We start from the raw sequence: 26,166 nt of genomic DNA, 5'->3' as shown, positions 1-26,166 counted from the left end.
CTTGCCGCCGGCTAGTTGTTGCTGTTGAGGATCGAGATGATCCGCAGGAACTCCATGTAGATCCACACCAGCGTCAGCGTGAGCCCGAACGCGGCGAGCCACGCCTCTTCCTTCGGGGCGCCGTAGGCGATCCCGTCCTCGACCTGCTTGAAGTCGAGGGCGAGGAAGCACGCGCCGAGGATGATGCCGATGACACCGAAGAAGATGCCGAGCGGGCCGCTGCGGAAGCCGAGGCCGTCACCGCCGCCGAACACCGCGAACAGCAGGTTCACGGCCATCAGCAGCACGAAGCCGAGCGCGGCCGCCATCACGAAGCCGTAGAAACGGCGGTTCACGCGGATCCAGCCCGCGCGGTACGCGATGAGCACGCCGGCGAAGACCGCCATCGTGCCGATCACGGCCTGCATGGCCGCGCCGCTCGCGATGCGGTTGTCGACGACGCTGGAGACGACGCCGAGGAAGACGCCTTCCAGTGCGGCGTACGACAGGATCAGCGCCGGGACGGGCTTGCGCTTGAAGGACTGGACGAACGCCAGCACCATCGCGATCAGCGCGGCGCCGATCCCGATGCCGTACGAGCGGTTGATGTTGGCGTCGTCGACCGGGAGCAGCGCCCAGGCGAGCGCGGCCGTGACGATCAGCGTGCCGAGGGTGGTGCCGGTGCGCAGGACGACGTCGTCCATGGTCATCCGGCCGGTGGTGGCCGGGGCCTGGGGCGGTGCACCCTGCTGAAGGTCCTGCTGGGCGTACGGGTTCTGCGCGTACGGGTTGCCGCCCGCGTACGGGTTGCCCTGCGTGCCCACGGCGGGGCCCCCGGCCTGCGGCGCGGTGTTGAAGCCCGCGTAGCCGTTGTCGCGGCTGAACCCCCGTCGCGAGAAGACCGGGTTTCTGCTCCTCATTTCACTCCTCCATGGCCGCCTCGCGCGGCCTTGGGCTCAAGAGTAATAGGTAGGCAAAGGATTGACCCTACCTCTTGGGGAGGATCTTCCCCTCGTCCTGACAAGGTACGCGGTGGATCGCACCCCTTGCGAACACTGGTACCAAGCCGTGACGCCCCCCTTAGAGCCCCCTTATCCCCGCCCGTCTCCCTGTTCATCGAGCGGGAACCCGGTGTACGCCTCCGCGAGATCCGTCTCGGCCGCCCGCGAGGACGCGATCCGCTCCAGCCGGGCCAGCTGGAGCCGCCCCTCGAAAGGCGTCGCGTCGGGCGCGCGGTGCAGGAGGCTCGTCATGTCGTAGGAGAACCGCTCGGCCTGCCACACCCGCCGCAGACAGGTGGCGGAGTACGCGTCGAGCCGCTCCCCACTCCCCGTCTCCTTCTTGTACGTCAGTGCCTTCGCGAAGGTGACGACGTCGCCGACGGCGAGGTTGAGCCCCTTGGCGCCGGTCGGCGGGACGATGTGCGCGGCGTCGCCGGCGAGGAAGAGCCGCCCGTGCCGCATGGGCTCGTGGACGTACGAACGCATCGGGGTGACGGACTTCTGGGTGATGGCCCCGCGCTCCAGCCGCCAGCCGTCCTCGGTCTCGAACCGTCGCTCCAGTTCGCCCCAGATCGCGTCGTCGCTCCAGCTCTCGGCGTCCGCGCCCTCCTCCACCTGGAGGTAGAGCCGGGAGACGGACGGGGAGCGCATGGAGAGGAGGGCGAAGCCGCGGTCGTGGCGGGCGTAGACGAGCTCGTCGTGGGAGGGCGCGACGTCGGCGAGGATGCCGAGCCAGGCGTAGGGGTACGACCGTTCGAAGACGCGGGTGAGTTCGGCGGGGATCGCGTTGCGGGCGACGCCCCAGAAGCCGTCGCACCCGACGACGTAGTCGCAGTCGAGGACGTCCTCACGCCCCTGGTACCGGAACCGAACCCGCGGGCTGTCGGTGTTCGCGCCCTCCACCGCCAGCGCCTCGGCCTCGAACAGCAGCGGCCCGCCCTCCTTGAGTTGCAGGGCGATGAGGTCCTTGCACACCTCGGTCTGCGCGTACACCATCACGGACCGCCCGCCGGTGAGGGCCGGGAAGTCCACCCGGTGCCGCTTCCGGTCGAACCGCAGCTCGATCCCGTCGTGCCGCAGCCCCTCCCGGTCCATCCGCTCACCGGCACCGGCCGCCCGCAGCACGTCGACCGTGCCCTGCTCCAGGATCCCGGCCCGCTGACGGTGCTCGACGTAGTCCCGGTCCCGGCTCTCCAGTACGACCGAGTCGATCCCGGCGTTGTGCAGCAGCCGGGCGAGGAGGAGCCCGGCGGGGCCGGCTCCGATGATGCCGACGGTGGTACGCATCGGACGTTCCCTTCGAGGGTGTGCCGTTCGCTGGCGGTCGTTCCCGTGTGATCGATGTTCGCCTGGTGAACTCTCCTTCACCAGACTGATACGACCCAAGTCTCCGATCGCACGGGTCACCTGTCAACGGTCGGGAAGCCGGCAGCGAGGCCCGAGCGTGCCCCTACCGCTCCCGTACCCGAAACAGAGGAAGCCCACCGCCGCCGACGACGTCCCGCTGTCGCAGCCGTAGCCCGAAGTGCTCCTCGATCGCCATCATGCTCAGTCGCCGGCCGCGCTGCCGGTCGGCATCGCCCGCCGGCCGGGCAGGACGCCGAACTTCTCCAGGGCCGGGACCAGCAGGTCGGGCTCCCGCCCCCAGCGGCGGGTCTCTTCGCCGATGCCGAAGGAGCAGAGGTGCGTGCCGTCCCTTTAGTAGGCGAACATCGACGGCGGACTCCACGGTGTCATCAGGAAGTTGACCGCCTCCGCCCCGTCGCGCGAGACGGCCCGCAGTCCGGTCTCCGTGCAACCCGCAGCGTCGCCGTACTCGACGGCGAAGGCCCAGTCGCCGGCCCGGCCCACCCTGGCGACACCGTCGACACCCGGGTCGGTGAGCAGATCCAGCGCTTCTTCCGCGGACGACAGCGGCGGCTCCTGCCCCGGAGGGGCTCCCAGCCGGGAGGCGAGATCGACCGGCTCGACACCGCGTGCGAACGTCACACAGTCGACCGCGTACGGCTCCAGGAGCCAGCCGATGCCACCGGTGCCGGCGCCCCGACCGACCGACATGAGGGCCCCACTCCCAAGGCGCTCCCGCGGTGCGCGTCGAGCGCCGCCGCGACACACCGTTCCCATAGGTCACGCGCAGTAACTGCGATGGTGCCCGGAGCCGGACTTGAACCGGCACGCCCGCGAAGGGGCAGCGAGGTTTAAGCTCGCCGTGTCTGCATTCCACCATCCGGGCAGGCCGTGGGCTCCGCATCGAGGTCACGAGCCTATCGGGACGCGCGTCCCCAACAGCGGGCAGGCGGACCGATGTTGTCTTATTTTATTGATGTCTGAGGGTTCATCAGACCACGGAATGAGCCATCAGCACTTGCCAATAGCCTTGCGTGCGGTCTGGGGTCGCGTGTGCGGAATGACGGAATTTCACCGCCCGAACGAGGGTGCTCCACCGGTTCTTGACCTGAAGCATCTCCGGGGCGGTCCTCATCCCCAGGTATGACACCGCCGAGCGCAGTCCGACTGAAGGCTGCCCCCGGAACCGGAACAGCGGCTGACTACACGGCACGATCGGGCCGAGAGGATGGGACACGACCCCAGCAGTACCGTCGTCCCGACAGGAGCGCCCTCCGTGACCACCACCCCCATCGCCGAACGGACCACCTCCGTGGCCGCGCGTGCCACGGATCTTTCGAAGGTCTACGGACAGGGCGAGACCCAGGTGGTCGCCCTCGACCAGGTCTCGATCGCCTTCCGGCAGGCCGAGTTCACGGCGATCATGGGCCCCTCCGGGTCCGGCAAGTCCACGCTGATGCACTGCGTGGCCGGCCTGGACAGCTTCTCGTCCGGTTCCGTGCGCATCGGCGACACCGAGCTGGGCTCCCTGAAGGACAAGCAGCTCACCAAGCTGCGCCGGGACAAGATCGGTTTCATCTTCCAGGCGTTCAACCTGCTGCCGACGCTGACGGCCCTGGAGAACATCACGCTCCCGATGGACATCGCGGGCCGCAAGCCGGACAAGCAGTGGCTGGACTCGGTGATCACGATGATCGGTCTCGCCGACCGGCTCAAGCACCGGCCGTCCCAGCTCTCCGGCGGCCAGCAGCAACGCGTCGCCGTGGCACGGGCGTTGGCCTCCCGCCCCGACATCATCTTCGGCGACGAGCCGACCGGAAACCTGGACTCGCGCTCCGGCGCCGAGGTGCTGGGCTTTCTCCGCAACTCCGTACGGGAGTTGGGGCAGACGGTGGTCATGGTGACCCACGACCCGGTGGCGGCGGCGTACGCGGACCGGGTGGTGTTCCTCGCGGACGGCCGCATCGTCGACGAGGTCTACGAGCCGACGGCGGACTCGGTGCTCGACCGCATGAAGCAGTTCGACGCCAAGGGCCGCACCAGCTGACCGGCTCCGGCCAGGCCATCTGACGGCACCTCAACTCGCCCCACGGGCCCCGGCCTTCACCGCCTCGGACCCCGACCTCGCAGCCCCGGCAGCCGACTTCACCGCCAGGGGCCCCGGCTTCGCTGCCCGGCGACGCCCGACTCCGCCGCCCCGGGCCCGACTTCAGCGCCCCGGCGATCGACTCCGCCGCCCGGCTCGACCCTCGTAGACCTGGACTGAGACAACCCATGTTCCGTACCGCCTTGCGCAACGTACTCGCGCACAAGGCCCGGCTCCTCATGACCGTGCTCGCCGTGATGCTCGGCGTCGCGTTCGTGTCGGGGACCCTGGTCTTCACCAACACCATCTCCAACGCCTTCCAGAACAGCTCGGCCAAGGGCTTCGACCAGGTCGACGTGGCCGTCCAGGCGAAGTACCAGGACAGCGACCGGGACACCGTCGGCAAGACCCCCGAGCTGACCCAGGCCATGCTCGACACCAGCGCGAAGGTGCCCGGGGCCGCGTCCGCGACCGGGGTCGTGAACGGCTTCACCGCCATAGCCGACAAGAAGGGCAAGCTCATCGGCGGCGGCTTCCAGTCCGAGGGCGGGAACTACTGGGGGGACAAGGACTCCCGCTATCCCCTCAAGTCCGGTGCCGCGCCGCATGGTTCGGGTGAAGTGGCCATCGACTCCGAGACCGCGAAGCGCGCCGGGTACAAGGTCGGCGACACCGTGCGCATCTCGGTCGACGGCCCGGTGCTGACCCCGAGGATCACCGGCATCTTCACCACCGACGACGGCAACGTCGCCGCCGGCGGCAGCCTCGCCCTCTTCGACACCGCGACCGCGCAGAAGCTGTTCGGCAAGGCGGGGACGTACGACGAGATCGACGTGAAGGCCGCGGCGGGGACCAGTCAGGCCGCGCTGAAGTCCGCCTTGGACAGCGCGCTGCCCAAGGGGCAGACCGAGACCACCACCGCCAAGCAGCTCGCCGACGACCAGGCCGAGATGATCGCCTCCTCGATGAGCGGGCTCAAGTCGGGGCTGCTGGTCTTCGCGGGCATCGCGCTCTTCGTCGGCACGTTCATCATCGCCAACACCTTCACCATGCTGGTCGCCCAACGCACCAAGGAACTGGCCCTGTTGCGCGCGGTCGGCGCCTCGCGCCGGCAGGTCACGCGGTCGGTGCTGCTGGAGGCGTTCGTGGTCGGCGCGATCGCCGCGGTGGCCGGTCTGGTCGCCGGTATCGGCATCGGCGCCGGGCTGCGCGCCCTGATGGGCACGATCGGCGCGACCGTCCCGGACGGCCCGCTGGTCATCACCCCGAACACGGTCCTCAGCGCCCTCGCGGTCGGCATCCTCATCACCATGCTCGCCGCCTGGCTGCCCGGCCGCCGGGCCGCGAAGATCCCGCCGGTCGCCGCGATGAGCAGCGTGCACGCGACGGCCACCGCCAAGTCCCTGGTACTGCGCAACACGCTCGGCGCGCTGTTCTCCGGCGCGGGCATCGCGGTCGTCATCGCGGCGACCTCGATGAGCGGTTCGGACGGCCAGGCGCCCATGGGGATCGGCGCGGTCCTGCTGATCATCGGGGTGTTCATCCTGACCCCGCTGCTGTCCCGCCCGCTGATCGCGGCGGCGGCCCCGGTCCTGCGGATCTTCGGGATCTCCGGCAAGCTGGCCCGCCAGAACTCGGTGCGCAACCCGCGCCGTACGGCCGCCACCGCGTCCGCGCTGATGATCGGCCTCACCCTCATCACCGGCATGACGGTGATGGCGGGCAGCCTCCAGCAGGCGATCGACAAGATGGCCTCGTCCGCGATCAGCGCCGACTACATCGTCTCGATGGCGAACGGCAACCAGCTCTCCCCGGACGTCGACAAGACGCTCACCACCACGTCCGGCGTCACCGAGACCAGCCCGCTGCGCAACGCCCCGTCGCGCATCAACGGCGAGACCGAGTTCCTCACCGGGGTCAACGGCTCCGCGATCGGCAAGCTCACCGACCTCAAGGTCGACAGCGGCACCTTCAAGGTCGCCGGCACGCAGGTCGTCGTGGACGACGACACGGCCAAGTCCCATGGCTGGAAGGCCGGTTCGACCTTCACCACGCACTACGAGGACGGCAAGGCGCAGCAACTCACCGTCTCCGCGGTCTACGAGGGCAACGCGCTGATCCGCGGCATCATGCTCGACAACGCGACGCTCGCCCCGCACCAGACCGACCCGGCCGACATGCAGATCCTCGTCAAGACCGCCGACGGGGCGTCGAGTTCGACGAAGGACAAGCTGGAGAAGGCCCTCGGCTCCAACCCGGCCGTCAAGGTCCAGGACAAGAAGGACCTCTCCGACAGCATCGCGCAGGTCTTCACCCTGATCCTCAACATGGTCTACGGCCTGCTCGCCATGGCGGTGATCGTCGCGGTCCTCGGTGTCATCAACACCCTGGCCATGTCGGTCTTCGAGCGTTCGCAGGAGATCGGGATGCTGCGCGCGATCGGCCTGGACCGCAAGGGCATCAAGCGGATGGTCCGCCTGGAGTCCCTGGTGATCTCGCTCTTCGGCGGGGTGCTCGGCATCGGGCTGGGCGTGTTCTTCGGCTGGGCGGCCGGTGAGCTGATCGGCTCGAAGATGGCGACCTACGAACTGGTGATCCCCTGGGCCCGGATGGCGCTCTTCCTGCTCCTGGCGGGCACGGTCGGCGTCCTGGCGGCCCTGTGGCCGGCGCGGCGCGCGGCGAAGCTGAACATGCTGTCGGCCATCAAGTCCGAGTAGCCAGGTCCCGGTATCAGTACATGAGTCGGGGCCCCGTTCCGGATCGGAACGGGGCCCCTTGCTGTTCTCCGAAAAAACGAGCTCAGTTCCAGGTGCGGGCGCGCAGCGGCACCCCGGAGTTCCCGGAGTCCGGGGTGCGGACGGCCAGGACCTGGTTGACGCCGATGCGGTTGCGCTCGAAGGCGAGTGCGGAGGCCGCCATGTACAGGCGCCACACGCGCGCCCGGCCGGCCCCGGCGAGCTTGGCCGCGCGGGCCCACTCGGCCTCCAGGTTGGCGACCCAGCGGCGCAGGGTGAGCGCGTAGTGCTCGCGGATCACCTCGACGTCGCGCACTTCGAGGCCGGCACGCTCCAGTTGGGTCACGGTGGTGCCGATCGGGGCGAGTTCCCCGTCGGGGAAGACATAGGAGTCGATGAACTCGTCGATGTTGTAAGCGGATTCGTCGCGGTGCGGGCGGCGGGCGATCTGGTGGTTCAGGAGCCGCCCGCCGGGCTTGAGCAGCGAGTGGAGGACCTCCGCGTACTCCAAGTACCGCTCGGCGCCCACGTGTTCGGCCATACCGATGGAGGAGATGGCGTCGTAGGGCCCGTCGGTGACGTCCCGGTAGTCCTGCACCCGGATCTCCACCTTGTCGGTGAGCCCCTCGCCCGCGACGCGCTTACGGGCGTAGGCCGCCTGTTCCTGCGAGAGGGTCACGCCGACCACGCTCACGCCGTACTCGCGGGCCGCGTGGATCGCCATCGAACCCCAGCCGCAGCCGACGTCGAGCAGTCGCCGGCCCGGTCTCAACTCCAGCTTGCGGCAGATGAGTTCGAGCTTGTCGCGCTGGGCGTCCTCCAGGGTGCCGTCCGGGGACTCCCAGTAGGCGCACGAGTAGACCATGGACGGGCCGAGGACGATCTCGTAGAAGTCGTTGCCGACGTCGTAGTGGTGGCTGATGGCGCGTTTGTCGGTGCGTTTGGTGTGGAGGTGGGCGCGGCTGCGGCGGACCTCCTCCGGGGGCGGGGCGGGCGGCAGCGGGAGCCCGCCGAGCTTGACCAGTCCGCGTACGGCGGACCGCACCTCGGGGTCGCGCAGGGCCTGGGCGAGGGTGCGGGCGTCGTCGCCGCGCTCCCACACCAGCTCGGACATCGCGTCGAGGGCCGCGTACAGGTCGCCCTCGATGCCCAGGTCGCCGGAGACCCAGGCGCGTGCCATGCCCAGTTCGCCGGGCTTCCACAGGAGCCGGCGCAGGGCACGCCGGTTGCGTACGACCAAGGTGGGCGCATCGGGCGGCCCTGCCTCGGATCCGTCCCAGGCGCGGATGCGCACCGGGACAGAGGTCCCCAGTAGCTGTTCGAAGAGGGATTTGAGCCGCAGCGCGGCATCAGCCATGGCGCACACCTCCGTGACGCGGATCCCGGAATTGTCCATCACTACGTAAACACCAGCCAGGCCCGATCGCAGTCCTGCTTGAGCGTTACGAGTAGGCAAAATAGGTGTAGCCACCATGGACGCGGGGGTGCCGGGGAACGCCGAAGGGGCCGCCCGCACCACGGATGGCGAGCGGCCCCTTCGGGCGTACAGGTACTACGGGTACTACGGGTCAGCGGTGACCGGAGGGGGTCAGGAGGCCTTGGCCTTCTCCTCGGTCTTGGCGGCCGCAGCGGGCGCCGGCGCCGGCTTGGCGGCCTCGTAGAACTCCTCGCGGGGGTTCTCCATGGCGCCGAGCGACACGACCTCGCGCTTGAGGAACATCGCGAGGGTCCAGTCGGCGAAGACGCGGATCTTGCGGTTCCAGGTCGGCATGGCCAGACCGTGGTAGCCACGGTGCATGTACCAGGCGAGACGGCCCTTGACCTTGATCTTCACCTTGCCCATGACGATCATCGCGACGCCCTTGTGCAGGCCGAGACCGGCGACCGCACCCTTGTTGGCGTGCGAGTACTCCTTCTGCGGGAAGCCCCGCATACCGGAGATCACGTTGTCGCCGAGGACCTTCGCCTGGCGCAGCGCGTGCTGGGCGTTCGGCGGGCACCAGGCGTTCTCGACGCCGGCCTTGCGGGCGGCGATGTCGGGCACCTGGGCGTTGTCGCCGGCGGCCCAGATGTAGTCGGTGCCGGTGACCTGGAGGGTCGGCTGGGCGTCGACGTGACCGCGCGGGCCGAGCGGGAGGCCGAAGCGGGAGAGAACGGGGTTCGGCTTGACGCCGGCCGTCCACACGATCGTGTTGGAGTCGACCTCCAGGCCGTTCTTCAGCACGACGTGACCGTCGACGCAGGAGTCCATCGAGGTCGAGAGGTAGATCTCGATCCCGCGGCTCTCCAGGTGCTCCTTGCCGTAGAGGCCGAGCTTGGGGCCGACCTCCGGGAGGATCTTGTCGGCGGCGTCGACGAGGACGAAGCGCATGTCCTCGCGGGAGACGTTGGTGTAGTACTTGGCCGCGTCCCGGGCCATGTCCTCGACCTCACCGATGGTCTCCGCACCGGCGAAACCGCCGCCGACGAAGACGAAGGTGAGCGCCTTGCGGCGGATCTCCTCGTCGGTGGTGGAGTCGGCCTTGTCGAGCTGCTCGAGGACGTGGTTGCGCAGGCCGATGGACTCCTCGATGCCCTTCATACCGATGCCCTGCTCGGCGAGGCCGGGGATCGGGAAGGTGCGGGAGACCGCGCCCATCGCGATGACGAGGTAGTCGAAAGGCAGCTCGTACGCCTCGCCCACGAGGGGGGCGATCGTGGCGACCTTCCGGTCCTGGTCGATGGTGGTGACCCGGCCGGTGAGGACCTCCGCCTTCGGCAGCACGCGTCGCAACGGGACGACGACGTGCCGAGGGGAGATGCTGCCGGCGGCGGCTTCGGGGAGGAAGGGCTGGTAGGTCATGTACGACCGGGGGTCGACGACCGTGACGGTCGCCTCGCCGTAGCGCATCTTCTTGAGAATGCGCCGAGCTGCGTACAGGCCTACGTACCCACCGCCTACTACGAGGATCCTGGGACGCTCCGTGGTGCTCATGCCATCGAGTATCCACCTGCCCCTGGGGGGTCGCTCGTGCGCCCCTTCACAAGCTTGCGTGGGGGGTGTGTTATCCTCCGCGACTCGCATGATCCAGGTCACTCCGCAGGGGGCGGACCACGGTGCGGTTCGCCCCGTTGTCAAGGCCGCGTGAGCTGCCGCTCTGCACCATCGGACCCCTTGGACCACACCTCCGCGACACCCTCCCGAAACTCCCCCGAATCACTCCCGCACCGCCCCGCCGAACACGCTCCCAGCCCCGCCGAGACCCCGGAAGGGCCAACCGGGGCAGTCTCATCGCCCAACAGGACAGAATTCCTTGTGAAGAACTTCACGAACTTTCTTACGGACGTGTTCTGAAGGGGGCCGGCGAGCGCCCCTGCAACCGCTCATACGTTATATGGGCTGCTCAGGAGTTTAATACCGGCCGGTAATAATTCGGGGCGACGAGGGTCCGGAACAGCCGCTCCTCTCCATACTTGAAGACATGGCCGTCTACGACACGCTCGGCACGACGTATGCCGGCACCCGGCGCCCGGACACCCGCATCGCCGCGCGGATCCACGCGGCCCTCGGGGACGCCGAGGACGTGATCAACATCGGCGCGGGCACGGGCTCCTACGAACCTCCGCACACGCTTCTCGCCGTAGAACCCAGCCGGATCATGCTCGCCCAGCGCCCGCCCGGGTCCGCGCCCGCCGTGTGCGCGGTGGCCGAACGCCTTCCCCTCCGCGACGCCGCCGCCGACGCCGTCATGGCGCTGCTGACCGTCCACCACTGGAGCGACCTCGCGGCCGGCCTCGCGGAACTCCGCCGGGTCGCGCGCCGCCGCGTCGTCGTCCTGACCTGGGACCAGCGGGTCTTCCGCGAGCGGTTCTGGCTCGTGCGCGACTACCTCCCCCAGGCCGCCGCCTACGACGACACCCGCGCCGTCCCGACCGAACGGCTGGCCGCGCTGCTCGGCGGAGCGCGGGTGGAGACCGTCCCGGTCCCGCACGACTGCACGGACGGGTTCGGCGCGGCGTACTGGCGCCGCCCCCACGCCTACCTCGACCCCCGGGTGCGCGCCGGCATCTCCATGCTCGCCCAGACCGGGGAGGACGCCCTCGCCCCCGGCCTGGCCGCGCTCAGGGACGACCTCGCGACCGGCCGCTGGCACGACCGGTACGCCGACCTGCTCGCGCTCGACACCGTCGACGTCGGCTACCGGCTCCTGGTGGCGGACTTCTGACCCACGCGTACATCAACTGACCTACATGTGCGCCAACGGCCGTAGATCCAGGGGGTGTCGGGAATGAAGCCGCCGCGGCCGCACGTTGGCAGCCCCATGACGTCCTCGCCGACCACCATGCGCGCCGTCCAGCTCTCCGCCCCCGGCCCCGTCGAGAACCTACGGCTGACCACGCTCCCGCTGCCGCCCGAGCGGGACGGCTGGGTACGCATCCGCGTCGAGGCGTTCGGCCTCAACCGGTCCGAGCTGAAGCTGCGGTTGGGGGTGAGCGAGGGCGTCAGCTTCCCCCGGGTGCCGGGTATCGAGGCCACCGGCACGGTCGACGCGGCCCCGGCCGGCAGTGGACTGGCTCGCGGGCGGAAGGTCGTCGCGATGATGGGCGACATGGGGCGCACCTACGACGGCGGCTACGCCGAGTACACGTCGGTGCCGCTGTCCCAAGTCATCCCCGTCGAGACCGATTTGCCCTGGGAAGTGCTGGGCGCCCTCCCGGAGATGGTGCAGACCGCCTACGGCTCGCTCACCGTCGGCCTGGACCTGAGACCCGGCCAGACCGTGCTGATCCGCGGCGGCACGTCCTCGGTGGGGCTCGCGGCAGCCGCGCTGGCGAAGTGGCGCGGTGCGACAGTCCTGTCCACCACCCGCCGTCCCGACCGCCTCACTTCGCTGAAGGAGCGGGGCGTCGACCACCCCTTGCTGGACACCGGCGAAGTGGCGTCCGCCGTCCGGGAGTTGTACCCGTCCGGCGTCGACGCCGCCCTCGACCTCGTCGGCACCCCGACGCTGCCCGACACCCTGCGCGCGGTACGCGTCCACGGCACGGCCTGCTTCGGCGGCAGCCTCTCCAACCAGTGGACGGTGCGGGACTTCTCCCCGAACGAGTACCTGCCGAGGGGAGTTCGGCTGGCAGGCTACTTCGGCGACGCGTCCGACCTGTCCCCTGCGGTGTTCCAGGAGATCCTCGACGCGGTCGCCGCCGGTCAACTCGCCTTCCCTGTAGACCGCGTGTACGACGGCCTGGAGCAAGTACCGCGGGCCCACGGGGACATGGAGCACAACCGGGCCACGGGGAAGCTGGTGGTGCGCGTCCGGCACCAGCACGGCGGCCCCGGACGCGATGCCGGAGGTGCGCCCGCGTCCGCCCTTGCCTAGCGGGTCGATGAGGACGATCAGGGCGATGAACAGCCCGAGGATTCCGGCTATCTCGGCGGCCACCGTCAGCATGGGACGTCGCCCCGCGTCACCGGCCGGTGAAGGTGCGGACGGGGTACGGCCCCCTTGGTCGTGTGCCTGGGGGACGCGCGGCAGGACGGTCGGTCCCGTCCCGGCCTGACGTCGCGCTTGGGCACGTCGAGCGCTGGAACGAACCAACGCCCAGATCAGCACTCCGATCAGGACGACGATCACGATGTCAAACGGCAGCACTGCCATCATCCGCACCCCCCGTCGCGCACGTTCCGCTCACGGACCACAGGGCCCCCTGAACGCGACTCACTCCGGCCACGTGTACACACATGCGCGTACACTGGCGTCATGACCGAGGAAACCGTGACCATACGGGAAGCCCGTGCCCATCTCGCGGAGCGCATCAACCTGGCCGAAGAAGGCACCCCGACGGTCATCACTCGCAACGGCACTCCGGTGGCTGCCGTGGTACCGATCGCGGACTTCGAAGCCCTGGAAGACGCGGCCGACGTCATGCTGGCCCGAGAGGCCGAAGCTGTCCTGGCCGAGAACGGCCCCACCGTGACCATGGCCGAGCTGCTGGCAGATCTGTTCACCGAGCGCGGTGAAGGCGCCGCGTGAAGTACGCGTTCCGGTTCACCACGGCGGCGCAGCGGCAGCTCCGGGCCATCAGTCGACTCGACGCCATGCGCATCCTGACGGCGCTGACCGCACTCGGTGACGACCCGTATCACGAGAACGCCGACGTCAAGAAGCTCACCGGTCCGTCGGGGCTCTACCGGCTGCGGGTCGGAAGCTACCGGGTCGCCTACCAGATCAACGATGGCGAACTCGTCATCCTCGTCGTCAAGGTGGGCGACCGGCGGGACGTGTACCGCAACCTGTAGGCGGTCGGCCCAAAGACCATCCGATCCCGTCGAGGACCGCCGCTTACCTCGACTCGGCCGCCGCGGAGAAAGCGATCCCGTCCAAAATGTCGTGCTCGCTCACCACGACCTCCGTCGCCCCGACGCGCTCCATGATCGAGAGCAGTACGAGGGCGCCCGCGCCGATGACGTCGACGCGGCCCGGGTGCATGGAGGGGATCGCGGCGCGTTCGGCGTGGGTGGAGCGGAGGAGGGACTCCGTGATCTCGCGGACGCGGTCGTAGGAGACGCGGGAGTGGTGGATGGCCTCGGTGTCGTACTCGGGGAGGTTCTGGGCGATCGCCGAGACCGTGGTGACCGAGCCGGCCAGGCCGACCAGGGTGCGGGCCTCGCGGAGCGGGACCGTCTGTTCGGCGAGGTCCAGGGCCGCCTCGATGTCCGCGCGCATCGCCGTGATCTGGTCCGGGGTCGGCGGGTCGGTGACCTTGCCGTCGCGGACCAGGTGGCGCTCGGTCATGCGGACGCAGCCGATGTTCACGGAGCGGGCCGCGCGGACCTGGTCGTCGCCCACGACGAACTCCGTCGAGCCACCGCCGATGTCCACGACCAGGTAGGGCTTGGCGAGGGCCAGGTCATCCCGGCCGGTCAGTTCCGCTGTCGCGCCGGTGAAGGAGAGTTCCGCCTCCTCGTCGCCGGTGATGACCTCGGGTTCGACGCCGAGGATGTCCAGGACTCCGCGGACGAAGTCGTCACGGTTCGAGGCGTCGCGGGAGGCCGACGTGGCGACGAAGCGGAGGCGTTCGGCGCCGAGTTCCTTGATGATCGCCGCGTAGTCGCGGCAGGCCGCGAAGGTGCGCTCCAGCGCCTCGGGGGCGAGGCGGCCGGTCTTGTCCACGCCCTGGCCGAGCCGGACGATCGTCATCCGCCGGTCCAGGTCGAGGAGTTGGCCCGTCGCCGGGTCGACGTCGGCGACGAGGAGGCGGATCGAGTTCGTACCGCAGTCGACGGCGGCGACCCGGGTCACTGGTCGTCCTCCGCCGTCTCGACGGGCTTCTCGACGGGCTTGAACGCGAAGTAGCCCTTGCCGTCCTCGGTCGTCTCCGTCTGCCAGCCCTCGCCGGTCGGCGGCACCCCGGGCACACTCACGCACGGGCCCTTGCTCCACCACTCCGGCAGCATCGCGATCGCCTCGTCGCCGAGCGGGTTGACACCCGGGCCCGCGGCCAGCGAGTGGCCCACCAGGACGTGCAGGCACTTCACGCGGTCCGGCATGCCGCCCGCGCTCGGGAAGCCCTCCAGGACCTCGATGGCGTCGCGGCGCGCGATGTAGTCCTCGTGCGCGGCGCGGTACGCGGCGGCGAGTTCCGGGTCCGTCTCCAGACGGGCCGTCATCTCCTTCATGACGCCGTTCGCCTCAAGGGTGCCGATCGCCGAGGCGGCGCGCGGACACGTGAGGTAGTACGTCGTCGGGAAGGGCGTGCCGTCGGGGAGGCGGGGGGCCGTCTCCACCACGTCCGGCTGTCCGCACGGGCACCGGTGTGCGATCGCGCGCAGCCCGCGCGGCGGACGCCCGAGCTGCTGCTTGAAGGCCTCGACGTCCGCGTCGGTGGGCTCGGTGCGCGGGGTGGGCGGCGGGGGCGTTTGCATGACTGTCTTCAGGACGTCTTTCTCTGGGTCAGTTCTCGCCGGTGGTTCTCACTGGCTCGCTGGTGGTTCTCACTGGTCGGAGGCGTCGGACTTGTCGACGCCGTCCCACACGTTCGCGTACCAGGGACGGTCGGCCGCCCCCAGTTCCGCGCGCGACTGCTTGGCCGCGTCCGGGTCGATCACGATGTAGCCCGTCTCCCCGGGCATCACGTAGTGCAGCCGCTGCCGGATCTGCTGCTCCGCGTACGAGTCGTCCTGCCAGCGCGCCTTGAGGTCGCGGAGCTGCTCGACGCGCTGTCGCGCCTGCTCCTGCTGCCGTTGGAGATCGGAGATCTCGGCGCGCTGGGAGACGTACTGCCTTATCGGGTAGGCGAGCGCCACGATCAGCGAGCACAGCACCAGGGCGAGGAGGGCCGCCCGGCCGGTGAGCCGGGACCGGCGGGCCTGCCGCTTGGTCTGGGAGCGGTAGACACGGGCCGCCGTCTGCTCGCCGAGCAGCTTGAGCCTGGTCGCGGTGGAGAACCGGTCCCGGTCCTTCACGGCCATGTCCCGCCTCCCCTTCACACGTGCGTACGTCCCCGCACACGGTACGGGACCGGGTGCGGGGACGTACGTACGACTGGCTAAGGATTGACCCGGTGGAACCCTGAGGTCAGCCCTTGAAGCGCGGGAAGGCGCTGCGGCCCGCGTACTCGGCGGCGTCGTCGAGGATCTCCTCGATGCGGAGCAGCTGGTTGTACTTGGCGACGCGGTCCGAGCGGGCCGGGGCGCCGGTCTTGATCTGGCCGCAGTTCACCGCGACGGCGAGGTCGGCGATGGTGGTGTCCTCGGTCTCGCCGGAGCGGTGGGACATCATGCACTTGAAGCCGTTGCGCTGGGCCATCTCGACGGCGTCCAGGGTCTCGGTCAGCGAGCCGATCTGGTTCACCTTGACGAGCAGGGCGTTGGCGGTGCCCTCCTCGATGCCGCGGGCGAGGCGCTCGGGGTTGGTGACGAAGAGGTCGTCGCCGACGATCTGGACCTTGTCGCCGATGCGGTCGGTGATGACCTTCCAGCCGGCCCAGTCGTCCTCGTACAGCGGGTCCTCGATGGAGACGAGCGGGTAGGCCGCCACGAGCTCCTCGTAGTACTCGGTCATCTCGGCGGCCGAGCGGGACTTGCCCTCGAACTCGTACTTGCCGTCCTTGTAGAACTCGGACGCGGCGACGTCGAGCGCGAGCCCGATCTGCTCGCCGGGGATGTAACCGGCCTGCTTGATGGCCTCGATGATGAGGTCGAGGGCGGCGCGGTTGGACTCCAGGTTCGGGGCGAAGCCGCCCTCGTCGCCGAGGCCGGTGGACAGGCCCTTGGTCTTCAGCACCTTCTTGAGGGTGTGGTAGACCTCGGCGCCCCAGCGCAGCGCCTCGGAGAAGGACTCCGCGCCGATCGGGGCGATCATGAACTCCTGGATGTCCACGTTGGAGTCGGCGTGCGAGCCGCCGTTCAGGATGTTCATCATCGGAACGGGCAGCAGGTGCGCGTTCGGGCCGCCGAGGTAGCGGAAGAGGGGGAGGTCGCTGGCCTCGGACGCGGCGTGCGCGACGGCGAGGGAGACGCCGAGGATGGCGTTGGCGCCGAGCGAGCCCTTGTTGTCGGTGGCGTCCAGGTCGAACATCGCCTGGTCGATCAGGCGCTGCTCGGTGGCGTCGTAGCCGACGAGCTCCGGGCCGATCTGCTCGATGACGGCGAGGACGGCCTTCTCGACACCCTTGCCGCCGTAGCGGTTGGGGTCACCGTCACGCAGCTCGATGGCCTCGAAGGCACCCGTGGAGGCGCCGGACGGAACGGCGGCACGACCCGTGCTGCCGTCGTCGAGGCCGACCTCGACCTCGACCGTGGGGTTGCCTCGGGAGTCCAGGATTTCCCGGGCTACGACGACGTCGATGGACGGCACGAGCATCTCCTTCTTGGGGATCTGACGCGGCTACGGCAACACCGCAGCGGCTCTGCGAGACGAGCCTAACCGGCTCGGGGCGATTGGCCATCCGGTCGGCCGTCTGTTGGACAGAACCGAGAGTAAATTGTTTCCGAACGGAACAAAGAGTCCCGCGGAAGAACACGGGGACACAAAAAGCCCCGCCCCGGTGCGTACGGGGGAACACGCACCGGAGCGGGGAGCCCGTGGGGGACGGGGGTGACCCTCACGAGGTCTCCATGGTGGACACCACGGATGTGAGGGCGCTGTGGTTCAGCTACGAGCCCGATATGTCACTCGGGACATCGTTTTGGGACGTCACTTCAGGTGGAGCTGCTGGCCCGGGAAGATGAAGTCGGCGTCGTCGATGATGTCCTTGTTCAGCTTGAACAGCTGCTGCCAGCCGCCCTTCACCTTGTGCTTCTCGGCGATGGCGCTGAGGGTGTCGCCCTTGACGACCTTGTACTCGCCGTCACCCTTCTTGACCTTCTTGCCGGTCGGGGTGGTGACGGTCTTCTTGGCGGCCGGACGCTCGGCGGAGCGGGAGGCGGTGGTGTCGCCCGTGGAGCGCTCGGTGGTGCTCTTGGAGGAGCTGGAGCTGCTGGAGCCGCTCGACGAGCTGGAGCTGCCGCCGGAGTAGGCGGCGCCCGACAGGCCGGTGCCACAGGTGGGCCAGGCGCCCTTGCCCTGGGCGGCGAGAACCTTCTCGGCGACGGCGATCTGCTGGGACTTGGAGGCCTGGTTCGCGGTGGAGGCGTAGGCGGTGCCGCCGTACGCGGCCCACGTCGAGGCGGAGAACTGAAGGCCGCCGTAGTAGCCGTTACCGGTGTTGATGGACCAGTTGCCGCCGGACTCGCAGCTGGCGACCGTGTCCCACTCGGACGCGGTGGCGGCGGAGGCGCTGCCGGTCGCCATGAGCGGGGCGGCTATCGCGACACCGGTGACGCCAGCGAGCGTGGCGACGCGGGTGGCCTTGGACGGACGGCGGTGCTTGCCCTTGCTGGAAAACAGCATGGAAAATCCCAATCCCCTCACCGACGCCTGCGAGGTGAGCTGTCGGGTTCGGGCCGTGTGAGTTGCCCGGCCGCACACCTCTCGGTGCGCGACTTAACCCCAAGCCGGTTCCGGTCGTCTCTCAACTCCCGGGCCCGGCACTTACCTTGGGTCCCCCGCTCCTGCCTACGGCGCTTGACGCGACGAATGTTCCCGGAGGCCGCTGGCAGGACTCGGCGTTGCGGCAACCGGACGCTCGTGGTGACGAGCGGCCTTGACCGTAGACAGGGAATCGGCGGAATTTCAAAGACGATCAGGGCTTCTGAGACTCATCCCACACTTTGATCAAACCGGACATTCAGCTCGAAGCGTGACGTGAACTCCCGCCGTTCGCTTGCTACTTTTCGTCCGCTTCCGTACCCACGTCCAAGGTCTGACCGGCGGCGATCTGGGTCGGATCGGCGCCTATCACCTTTTTGTTCTCGGCGTAGAGCGCACGCCATCCGCCGTCGAAGCCAAGGGAGTCGGCGATGGACGCGAGGGAGTCGCCGGCGCGGACGGTATAGGTCTGCGGCGACACATTTTCCTCGGCGCTGGCCCCGCGGTGCTTGCCGGCACTCTGCTGAGTGCTCTGCTGCCCGCCCTGCTGGTCGCTCTGCCGGTCATCGGAATCACCGAGCGCGCCGGTGTCGACGAGGCTCCACTTGCCCACCGCCTGGGCCGAGTTGTCCGATTCGTCGAGCTTCGGGGAGGCGGCGACCGAGTCGTTGCCCTTCGAGGGGGTGGTGGACTTGTCGGACTTGGCGGAGTTGTCCGTCGCGGCGGGCGAGGGGCTGTCGGTCGACGAGTCGCCGGACGCGTCGGACGAAGTCGAGTCCGTGGTGCCCGAGTCGGACAACCCGGAGGAAGCAGACGAGTCGGACGAACTGTCGGAATCAGAGCCGGAGTCGGAGGAGTCGGTCGGATTGGCCGACGGAGAGTCACTCGCGAGGCCGGTGTCGACGTTCGTCGAACCCGAGGTGGTGGTGAGGCCCGAGATCAGCGCGCAGGTCATCCACGGGGTGGTGCCCTTGTCGTCGAGGATCTTCTCGGCGACGGCTATCTGCTGGGAGCGGCTGGCCAGGTCGGCGCTCGGCGCGTAGTCGAGGCCGCCGTACTTGTCCCATTCGTCCTGGGACATCTGCAGGCCGCCGTAGTAGCCGTTGCCGTTGTTCTCGCTCCAGGAGCCGCCGCTCTCGCAGTTGGCCACCTTGTCCCAGGTGGTCCCGTCGGCGGCGTTCGCGGAGGCGGCACCGAGGAGGGGGATGGCGATGGCGGAGCCGGTCACGCCGGCCGCGACGAGGAGAGCCGGAGCCTGACGGGGGCGACGGTGACGACCGTTCCCGGAGAGCATGCGGAGGCCTTTCGCGTGACAGCGGGGGGACCACGCGGCGGGTGGTGCGGGGGATGGTGCGAGGGGTCGTGCGGGGTGCCGCGCTGGTAGGTGAACGTATCCACAGTCGATCACTTGTCACAAGTTAATGCCACGGAGATCACGTGAAGATCACAGAGTTGAAGAAGTGTCACTTTCAGGTTTAGGGGGCTGGATCGCCTGTTCGGCGGCGCTCCGGAACTCCCTGTTCAGCGGCGCTCCGGGGTGAACTCCACGGGGAGCGTGCGCAGTCCGCGCATGATGAGGCCGCCGCGCCAGCGCAAGTCGGCCGGATCCGCGGCGAGTTGCAGGTCGGGGAGGCGGGTGAGGAGGGTGGCGAGCGCGGTCTGGCCCTCCAGGCGGGCGAGCGGGGCGCCGAGGCAGTAGTGGATGCCGTGGCCGTAGCCGAGGTGTTGATTGTCACGGCGCCCGAGATCGAGGACGTCGGGATCGGCGAACCGTTCCGGGTCGCGGTCCGCGGCGGCGAGTACGACCAGCACGGGGTCGCCGGCCGCGATGTCCTGCCCGCCGAGGGTGAGAGGGCGGGTGGCGAAGCGCCAGGTGGCGAGCTCCACCGGGCCGTCGTAGCGCAGGAGTTCCTCCACGCCGGTTTCGAGGAGGCCGTGCTCCCCCGCGGCCAGGGACTTCTCCAGGCGGGTGCGCTGGTCGGGGTGGGTGAGGAGGGCGTACATGCCGTTGCCGATGAGGTTGACGGTCGTCTCGAACCCGGCGAACAGCAGGATGAAGGCCATCGCCGCGGCCTCGTTCTCGGTGAGGTGCTCGCCCTCGTCGGAGGCGCGGATGAGGCCGGAGATGAGGTCCTCGCCGGGGACGGGGGCGGGGGTGCCGGAGAGGTTCCCGCCGGGGTGCGGGGTGGGGGCGTCGGAGAGGGCCTCGCGCTTGCGGTGGATGAGTTCGGCGAGATAGCCGCGCATCTTCTTGACGGACCGTGCGACCCCGCCCCGCGGCCCTCCCCCGTGCCGGATCATCATGCCCGCCCAGTCCCGGAAGTCGTCCTGGTCCTCGCGGGGGACGCCGAGCAGGTCGCAGATCGCGTAGATGGGGAGTGGGAAGGCGAAGTCGTGGATGAGGTCGGCGGAGCCGCTCGCCGCGAACCGGTCGATCAGATCGTTCGTCAACTCCTGCACCCGGGGCGCGAATTCGGCCACCCGCCGAGGCGTGAACGCCTTGCTGACCAGCCGGCGCAGGCGGGTGTGGTCCGGCGGGTCGATGTTGAGCAGATGCGTCATCAGCTCGGCCTTGCGCTCACCCGGGATACCGGTCCTGCCCTTGGCGTGCGCCGGTTCGTCGTGATGCGCGGGGTTCTTGGAGAGCCGCGGGTCGGCGAGCGCCTGCTTGGCGTCGGCGTGCCGGGTGACCAACCAGGCCTCAACCCCGCTGGGGAGGCGCGTCCTGTGCACGGGGTCGTGCTCGCGGAGCCAGGCGTAGGCGGGGTAGGGATCGGTGGCGAATTCCCAGGTGAAGAGTTCGGGGGCGGGAGTCGGGGTGGGGATGGGAGTGGGGTTCGGCGGGCTGGGCTGGTTGGTCACTCCCTGACGGTATCCGGGGTGGGGATGCGGTCGCCCTCGGGTGGTGGGGGCAGCGAGGCGGGGAGGCCGATGGGGTTGGCGGTCGCGGCCCTGCGGTACCAGTCCTGGGCTTCGACGGGCTTGCCCTGTACCTCCAGCAACTGGGCGATGGACCGCTCCGCGTCGGTGACGCCCCCTTCGAGGGCCTGGTGGTACAGCTCCATCGCCTCGTCGAACCGGCCCTGTCTGACCATCCACAGGCCGAGGTTGTGCGCCGCGTTCGCGTCTCCGGCGTGCGCGGCCCGCTGGTAGAGCGGGACCACCTCCGCCTCGTCGGCCTCCGGCTCCCAGGAGAGATGGACGCCGAGTTCGCCCACGGCGCGCGGGTCGCCCCATGCGGCGGCGTAACTCAGCCAGACCTTCGCCTCGGGGTCCCGCCATCTGCTGAGCAGGGCACCGAGACCTACGGCGACCTCGTGACGGCCCGCGGCGGCGGCCTGGCGGTACCAGCGGAGCGCCTCGTCCTCACGGCCGGTGCCGATCAGCACGTCGCCGAGTGCGTGGGCGGCCACCGGGTCGCCGTCTTCGGCTGCTTTGCGCAGCCAGGTCTCGGCCTGGCCGCGGAGGAGGGCGCCCAGGGCGGTCGCGGCCCTGGAGCTGCCTGCCTCGGCAGCCTGCTCCAGATACGGCATGGCTTCCTTGGTGTCGCCGCGCGTCAGCAGGAACGTGGCCAGCTCCTCGGCCCCCTGCCGGTCGCCCGCGTCCGCCGCCCGGCGCAGCAGGTCCCAGCGCTCGTTGGGTCCGACGCGGCCGGCGAAGGCGATCATCAGGGCCGTGTCCTCCCCCGTGAGCCGGGGATGCAACGCGGTACGGGCCGCGTCGAGGACGGCATCGCGGTCGATGGAGAGGCGTGCCCCGGGCTGGTCCAGCAGCGCCCACCACACGCCGTCCGGTACCGGTTCCAGACTGCCGCCCGATCTCAGCGCTTCCGCGACGAGAGCCCCGTACGCCCGCCAGGTCCCCGGCTCGTCCCCCTGCACCAGGAGCCCCGATACGCCGAAGAGAGGTGTCGTCGCCCAGGCGAGAGCGTCCTCGAACGACTCGCGTTCCTCTGTTCCGTACTGCCCCTGGACCGCTCTCAACAACTCCAGCGGCACCGCTCCCCTGACGCCGCACCGGGCGAGATCGACCGCGGCTCGCACCAGTAACCGCCCACGCGGGTGCTCGACCTGGGTCCCCACGCGCTGCCACTCGTCGAACAGCAGATGCCCGATCGCGAAGTACGAGGCCGCGCCCTCCCGGCCGCTCCACATGTACGCCGGGTACGCGCGCGGGTCGTCGAGCCCCGCCAGCCGCTCCAGTTCGGCGTCGCTCCACTCGCGCGCCAGCTCCACCGTGCGGGCCGCGGCGATGACCCGCTCGCCCGGGGCGGTCCCGGAGCGGCGCCGGTAGTACTCGTCGGGGCTGATCGTGCCGAGCATGACGGCTCCGAGGGAGGTGAACCGTCCCAGGAGCTTCAGATCGAGACCGCCGCTTCCCAGGTGGTCGGTCAACTCGTCCAGCCAGACGACGTAGTCACCGGGATTCCCGTCCAACGCGCGCAGCACGGCACGGAGGTCGTCGCCCTGGTCCGGGGCGTGGAGCCGGTGGTCCTTCAGCGACCGCACCCCGTGCCACGCCGTGTACGACTTGCCCGCGCACGGCTCCCCGAGGATCAGCACCAGGCCGTTGTGGGCGAGACGGGTACGGAGGTCGTCGTCACAGTCCCGCCGCACGTACGGCGGCACGTCGGGCAGCCCGGGCACGTGCCGCGTCGGACGTACACCGAACTCCACGGGGCCTACGTGTCCGACGGGGCGCCAGGCGGACGGGATGGGGGTGGAGGTGGGGGCGTAGTGGTTGTGCTGGACTGCGGCGACGGTGCCTTTGAAGGTGCTGCCGCGGAAGTCGAGGTGGTCGCCGGATGGGGGTGGTTGTTCGGGCGGGTGCACAACGCGGGTGGGGTCGAACTCGTTGATGAGAGAGGCGAGTTCGGTGGCGGCCGCCGCTGGGGTGGACGCGCTCCTGAGCACGTCGAACAGGAAGATGCGCCAGTTCCACCTGAGCTCGATGAGGATCCGAGCGTCCGGATCCTGTAGTCGTCGGTCGAGCCCTTCGAGCGCGCCGAGGTGGCGGTCCGTATCGGCCGACGGATGGCGCCTGAACCACGCCGCGAAGTTGTCGCGGATCGGCGCCCACGAGTCGGTCGAGGTCGCCCCCGCAATGAGCACCTGGGCGCCCGCAACCGCCAGCCGCTTCTGTTCCTCTGTCACGCTCGCCCCCGTCCCCCGCGCGATCCCCAACCGCCCGCCGTCAAAGGTACTGATTCACAAGCCCGTTGGCTCAGCCTTCGGCGTCGGTTACGCCCTCCGCCTCCCTGATCGCATCCCGATAGGCCCGTCCCGCCGCCCGCAGCGCCGCCTCCGGATCCACCCCGTCCGCCTCCGCCCGCGCGGCCAGCGCCAGCAACTCGTACCCGATGCCGTCGTCCTCCGTCGGCAACGGCACCTCAAGTCCCGCCGTACGCACGCGTGATGCCAGTTTCGACGCGAGGGCGAGGCCGGGCTGGCCCATGGGGATGCCCTCGGTGATGGAGGTGCGCTGTTTCTCGACCGCCTTCGTGCGCAGCCAATGCGCCTTGACCTCTTCGGGAGTTGACGCCGTCTCGTCGCCGAAGACATGGGGGTGGCGGTGGATCAGTTTGGTGATGATGCCGGCGGCCACGTCGTCGATGGAGAAGGGGGTGTCGGGGTCCTCCTCGGCGATGCGGGCGTGGAAGACGACCTGGAGGAGGACGTCGCCCAACTCCTCGCGCAGTTCGTCACGGTCGCCCTCCTCGATCGCCTCGACGAGTTCGTACGCCTCCTCGATGCCGTACTTCGCCAGGCCCTTGTGGGTCTGCTGCGAGGACCACGGGCACTCGGCGCGGATGCGGTCCATGACCTGGACGAGGTCGAGGAGGCGGGCGCCCGGCAGGTCGTAGGAGGCGGGGAGCAGCTCCAGGTCGGGCATCTGGACGCGGCCCGAGCCGGCGAGGCGGGCCAGGCCGTCGGTGAGGGTGGGCTCGCCCTCACCGGTGGCGACGACCACGACCGTGGAGCCGCCCGCGCAGGCCGCGACCAGTTCCTCGGCGGTCGGGGATGCCTCGTCCACCCGTATCCCTGCTTCGCGGAGATACGGCAGCTGGGGATGCGCTCCGTCCGCGCACAGCACCCGGTCGGCGTCGCGCAGCGCCTGCCAGGCGGGCCAGGACAGCAGGCCGAGGGCGACACGGTGGCTGGTGGTGAGCAGGACGATGCGGCCGGGGGTGGGGGCGGGGGCGCCCTCGGGACCGAGGCTGGTTGCGTTCACCCTCCGAACGTAACCCACGCCGCCGACAGCCCCGGAGTTGTCCACAGGCCCGCGTCCACCCCGGTTGTCCACAGGCCACCGTGCACCCTTGTTGTCCACAGGCCGGCCGCCCGGCGGAAGCCCGCCGTACCGTTACGCCACCCCACCGGTCACGCGGGCTCCTGGCTCTGCGCCGCGGTGACCTCCCGCACCCAGGGCGTCTTCGCGTCCACCCGGCTGCTCTTGGTCACGTCCCACGTGCCGTAGCGCGGGTTGAGGTCGACATGGAGTTCCTTGGAGGCGTTGGAGAGGGCCTTCCAGAAGGCGGGCTGGGAGGTGTCGGTGCCGAGTTTCGCGGCGAGTTTGCGGCCCTCCACCTGGAGGCGGAGGTTCTCGTCGAGGCGCTGCGGGGGGACGCCGTACTGTGCGAGCCAGGTCGCCTCCAGGGCCTTGGAGCCTCCCGCCTGCTGGGCGAGGCCGGCCCGCATGTCCTGGATGTCCTTGCGGGTGACGGTGACTCCGGCGTCCTGCGCGGCGCGGTGGACGACCTGGTCGAAGACCATGCCGTAGAGCGTCTCGCGGGTGAGGCCGCCGGTGGTGGCGATGGCCCGCTCGTACTGTGCCTCGTTCTGTACGGCCGACCGCTGGGCCGTACGCACCTCGTTGACCCGGCTCTGCAGCTGCGCGACGGTGATGCGCTGGCCGCCCACGACGGCCGCGGCGCCCGGATGCGCCTCGTTTCCGCAGGCGGTCAGGGCAGGGGCCGCGGCGGCGATCACGGCGGTGAGGACGAGCGCGGTGCGACGGCGGCGGTGCAAGGGAGCCTCCCGTTGGAGATTGTGCGACGGTGCACAAAGTCTTGCGGTGATCGATGGTAGGCAGTGGGTCGCCTGGGGCCAACCCATTCGACCAACGATTCACCAGGACTTCGGGCACCGGCACGCACGCGTGGGCTCCGCAAGGTCCGTCGCGCCCGCCCGCTACGGGCCCGCGCGCTCAGCCGGTGATGGCGACCGGCGCGTCCCAGGCGTCGCGGTCCACGGTGATCGTGTAACCGCCGCGGGTCTCCTTGCTGTTGACCATGTACTGGTGGGCGCGGCTGTGGCTGGTGAACTGGGTGGAGCCCCAGGGCCAGTCCGAGGTCGTGGTGTACGTCTTGTCCCACAGCGCGTACCAGAGGTTGCCCGGCAGGTCCGTCTTGTTGGTCGCGGTCGCGATCGCCTTGGCGCTGGAGCTGGAGAAGCCGTAGAGGCCGGCGCGGTAGATCTTGGCGCGCAGTTCCTTGTCGAAGGCGCGGACGTACGTCAACACGGCGTTGTTGCAGGACGTGTTCGTGATGTCGTACGACTCCATGTCCAGGTAGATCGGGCTGCCGGCCTTGAAGCCGAGCGCCGAGGACTTGGCCACCGCGTCGTCCGCCTCGGACTTGCCGACGGCGGCGGCCGTGGAGGCGCTGATCTTCACCGAGCCGCCGGAACCGCAGGACGGCTGCGAGCCGACGTAGAGCGGGATGAACTTCCAGCCGACCGTGGTGAGGGACTTGACCCAGGAGACGGTGAGGTTGGGCTGGCTGCACCCGCGGTTCTTGCCACCGATGTAGACGGCGGCGGCACCGTAGGCGCCGTCGGTGTGCCAGGCCTTCATCGCGGCGAGGGAGGGGGCGGCGCAGGTGTCGAAGGCGTGGCCGGTGTAGGTCTTCTGGGCGGGCCAGGTGGTGGCGGCCATCGAGTCCGTCGCGGCGATGCCGCCGCCGGCGACGACGGCGGCACCGGCGACGCCCCAGGCTATGTATCTGCGCTTCTTCGACTGCCGGTGCTCGGACATGAACGACCCCACCCCTGGTTTGTACGTGACTGGTG

General features: G+C 69.7%; 22 protein-coding genes, 1 tRNA gene and 1 riboswitch. Of the genes, 6 read left to right on the top strand and 17 right to left on the bottom strand.

Annotated elements, in window-relative coordinates; genetic code table 11:
• Positions 1–11: 11 nt before the first annotated feature.
• The 4 genes from OG714_RS30070 to OG714_RS30055 form a co-directional block, all read right to left on the bottom strand.
• Positions 12–899: a Bax inhibitor-1/YccA family protein gene (locus OG714_RS30070; RefSeq protein ID WP_406125643.1), complete on the bottom strand. Its 888-nt coding sequence runs from the start codon at positions 897–899 to the stop codon at positions 12–14.
• A gap of 171 nt (positions 900–1,070) precedes the next feature.
• Positions 1,071–2,267, bottom strand: a complete 1,197-nt coding sequence (locus OG714_RS30065) for a 4-hydroxybenzoate 3-monooxygenase (protein ID WP_406125641.1) — start codon at positions 2,265–2,267, stop codon at positions 1,071–1,073.
• A gap of 411 nt (positions 2,268–2,678) precedes the next feature.
• Positions 2,679–3,038, bottom strand: a complete 360-nt coding sequence (locus OG714_RS30060) for a hypothetical protein (RefSeq protein ID WP_406125639.1) — start codon at positions 3,036–3,038, stop codon at positions 2,679–2,681.
• A gap of 88 nt (positions 3,039–3,126) precedes the next feature.
• Positions 3,127–3,213, bottom strand: a tRNA-Leu gene (locus OG714_RS30055).
• Positions 3,214–3,603: 390 nt separating this feature from the next.
• Here OG714_RS30055 and OG714_RS30050 point away from each other — a divergent pair.
• Positions 3,604–4,374, top strand: coding sequence for an ABC transporter ATP-binding protein (locus OG714_RS30050; RefSeq protein ID WP_406125637.1), 771 nt, complete (start codon positions 3,604–3,606; stop codon positions 4,372–4,374).
• A gap of 227 nt (positions 4,375–4,601) precedes the next feature.
• Entirely contained in the window at positions 4,602–7,130 is a 2,529-nt protein-coding gene (locus OG714_RS30045; RefSeq protein ID WP_406125635.1) for an ABC transporter permease, read from the top strand.
• A gap of 82 nt (positions 7,131–7,212) precedes the next feature.
• Here OG714_RS30045 and OG714_RS30040 read toward each other — a convergent pair whose 3' ends face one another.
• Together OG714_RS30040 and OG714_RS30035 are read right to left on the bottom strand one after the other, a co-directional pair.
• Positions 7,213–8,505 (bottom strand): class I SAM-dependent methyltransferase, encoded by a 1,293-nt coding sequence (locus OG714_RS30040; RefSeq protein ID WP_406125633.1) that lies wholly within the window; start codon positions 8,503–8,505, stop codon positions 7,213–7,215.
• Positions 8,506–8,736: 231 nt separating this feature from the next.
• Entirely contained in the window at positions 8,737–10,122 is a 1,386-nt protein-coding gene (locus OG714_RS30035) for an NAD(P)/FAD-dependent oxidoreductase (protein WP_406125631.1), read from the bottom strand.
• Between the two features lie 487 nt (positions 10,123–10,609).
• Here OG714_RS30035 and OG714_RS30030 point away from each other — a divergent pair, with 487 nt between their 5' ends.
• From OG714_RS30030 to OG714_RS30015, 4 genes are all read left to right on the top strand, one after another.
• On the top strand, positions 10,610–11,353 hold the full coding sequence (locus tag OG714_RS30030) for a class I SAM-dependent methyltransferase (protein ID WP_406125629.1): 744 nt from the start codon (positions 10,610–10,612) through the stop codon (positions 11,351–11,353).
• A gap of 96 nt (positions 11,354–11,449) precedes the next feature.
• Complete coding sequence (locus OG714_RS30025; RefSeq protein WP_406125627.1) at positions 11,450–12,505, top strand: zinc-binding dehydrogenase; 1,056 nt, start codon at positions 11,450–11,452, stop codon at positions 12,503–12,505.
• 381 nt (positions 12,506–12,886) lie between these two features.
• Positions 12,887–13,159, top strand: a complete 273-nt coding sequence (locus OG714_RS30020) for a type II toxin-antitoxin system Phd/YefM family antitoxin (RefSeq protein ID WP_406125625.1) — start codon at positions 12,887–12,889, stop codon at positions 13,157–13,159.
• On the top strand, positions 13,156–13,425 hold the full coding sequence (locus OG714_RS30015) for a type II toxin-antitoxin system RelE/ParE family toxin (RefSeq protein WP_406125623.1): 270 nt from the start codon (positions 13,156–13,158) through the stop codon (positions 13,423–13,425). Before OG714_RS30020 ends, OG714_RS30015 begins: the two co-directional genes overlap by 4 nt.
• A 43-nt stretch (positions 13,426–13,468) precedes the next feature.
• Here the strand turns inward: OG714_RS30015 and OG714_RS30010 are convergent, their stop codons facing one another.
• From OG714_RS30010 to OG714_RS29960, 11 genes are all read right to left on the bottom strand, one after another.
• On the bottom strand, positions 13,469–14,428 hold the full coding sequence (locus tag OG714_RS30010; RefSeq protein ID WP_406125621.1) for an exopolyphosphatase: 960 nt from the start codon (positions 14,426–14,428) through the stop codon (positions 13,469–13,471).
• Positions 14,425–15,051, bottom strand: a complete 627-nt coding sequence (locus tag OG714_RS30005; protein ID WP_406125619.1) for a DUF501 domain-containing protein — start codon at positions 15,049–15,051, stop codon at positions 14,425–14,427. Before OG714_RS30005 ends, OG714_RS30010 begins: the two co-directional genes overlap by 4 nt.
• Before the next feature lie 69 nt (positions 15,052–15,120).
• Positions 15,121–15,597, bottom strand: a complete 477-nt coding sequence (locus OG714_RS30000) for a septum formation initiator family protein (RefSeq protein ID WP_019066681.1) — start codon at positions 15,595–15,597, stop codon at positions 15,121–15,123.
• Positions 15,598–15,703: 106 nt separating this feature from the next.
• Positions 15,704–16,990 carry a phosphopyruvate hydratase gene (eno, locus tag OG714_RS29995; RefSeq protein WP_317881007.1) on the bottom strand — a complete coding sequence of 429 codons (1,287 nt, stop codon included), beginning with the start codon at positions 16,988–16,990 and terminating at the stop codon, positions 15,704–15,706.
• A gap of 333 nt (positions 16,991–17,323) precedes the next feature.
• Positions 17,324–18,019 carry a transglycosylase family protein gene (locus OG714_RS29990; protein ID WP_406125616.1) on the bottom strand — a complete coding sequence of 232 codons (696 nt, stop codon included), beginning with the start codon at positions 18,017–18,019 and terminating at the stop codon, positions 17,324–17,326.
• A 9-nt stretch (positions 18,020–18,028) separates the two neighbouring features.
• Positions 18,029–18,202, bottom strand: a riboswitch (cyclic di-AMP (ydaO/yuaA leader).
• 193 nt (positions 18,203–18,395) lie between these two features.
• Complete coding sequence (locus tag OG714_RS29985) at positions 18,396–19,391, bottom strand: transglycosylase family protein (RefSeq protein ID WP_406125614.1); 996 nt, start codon at positions 19,389–19,391, stop codon at positions 18,396–18,398.
• Positions 19,392–19,618: 227 nt separating this feature from the next.
• On the bottom strand, positions 19,619–20,959 hold the full coding sequence (locus OG714_RS29980) for a cytochrome P450 (RefSeq protein ID WP_406125612.1): 1,341 nt from the start codon (positions 20,957–20,959) through the stop codon (positions 19,619–19,621).
• The gene (locus OG714_RS29975; RefSeq protein WP_406125610.1) at positions 20,956–23,250 is read right to left on the bottom strand and encodes a tetratricopeptide repeat protein; all 2,295 of its coding nucleotides are present in this window, start codon (positions 23,248–23,250) and stop codon (positions 20,956–20,958) included. The genes OG714_RS29980 and OG714_RS29975 overlap by 4 nt, the downstream gene beginning before the upstream one ends.
• Before the next feature lie 70 nt (positions 23,251–23,320).
• Positions 23,321–24,328, bottom strand: coding sequence for a nucleoside triphosphate pyrophosphohydrolase (locus OG714_RS29970; RefSeq protein WP_406125608.1), 1,008 nt, complete (start codon positions 24,326–24,328; stop codon positions 23,321–23,323).
• A gap of 149 nt (positions 24,329–24,477) precedes the next feature.
• A complete protein-coding gene (locus tag OG714_RS29965; RefSeq protein WP_406125606.1) occupies positions 24,478–25,125 on the bottom strand; it encodes a SurA N-terminal domain-containing protein in 648 nt (215 codons plus the stop codon).
• A 178-nt stretch (positions 25,126–25,303) separates the two neighbouring features.
• Positions 25,304–26,131: a glycoside hydrolase domain-containing protein gene (locus tag OG714_RS29960; protein ID WP_406125605.1), complete on the bottom strand. Its 828-nt coding sequence runs from the start codon at positions 26,129–26,131 to the stop codon at positions 25,304–25,306.
• Positions 26,132–26,166: the final 35 nt, after the last annotated feature.

It is taken from the genome of Streptomyces sp. NBC_00989, from assembly GCF_045162655.1.
Taxonomy (GTDB): domain Bacteria; phylum Actinomycetota; class Actinomycetes; order Streptomycetales; family Streptomycetaceae; genus Streptomyces.
This window is presented reverse-complemented; position numbering and strand designations above follow the sequence as displayed.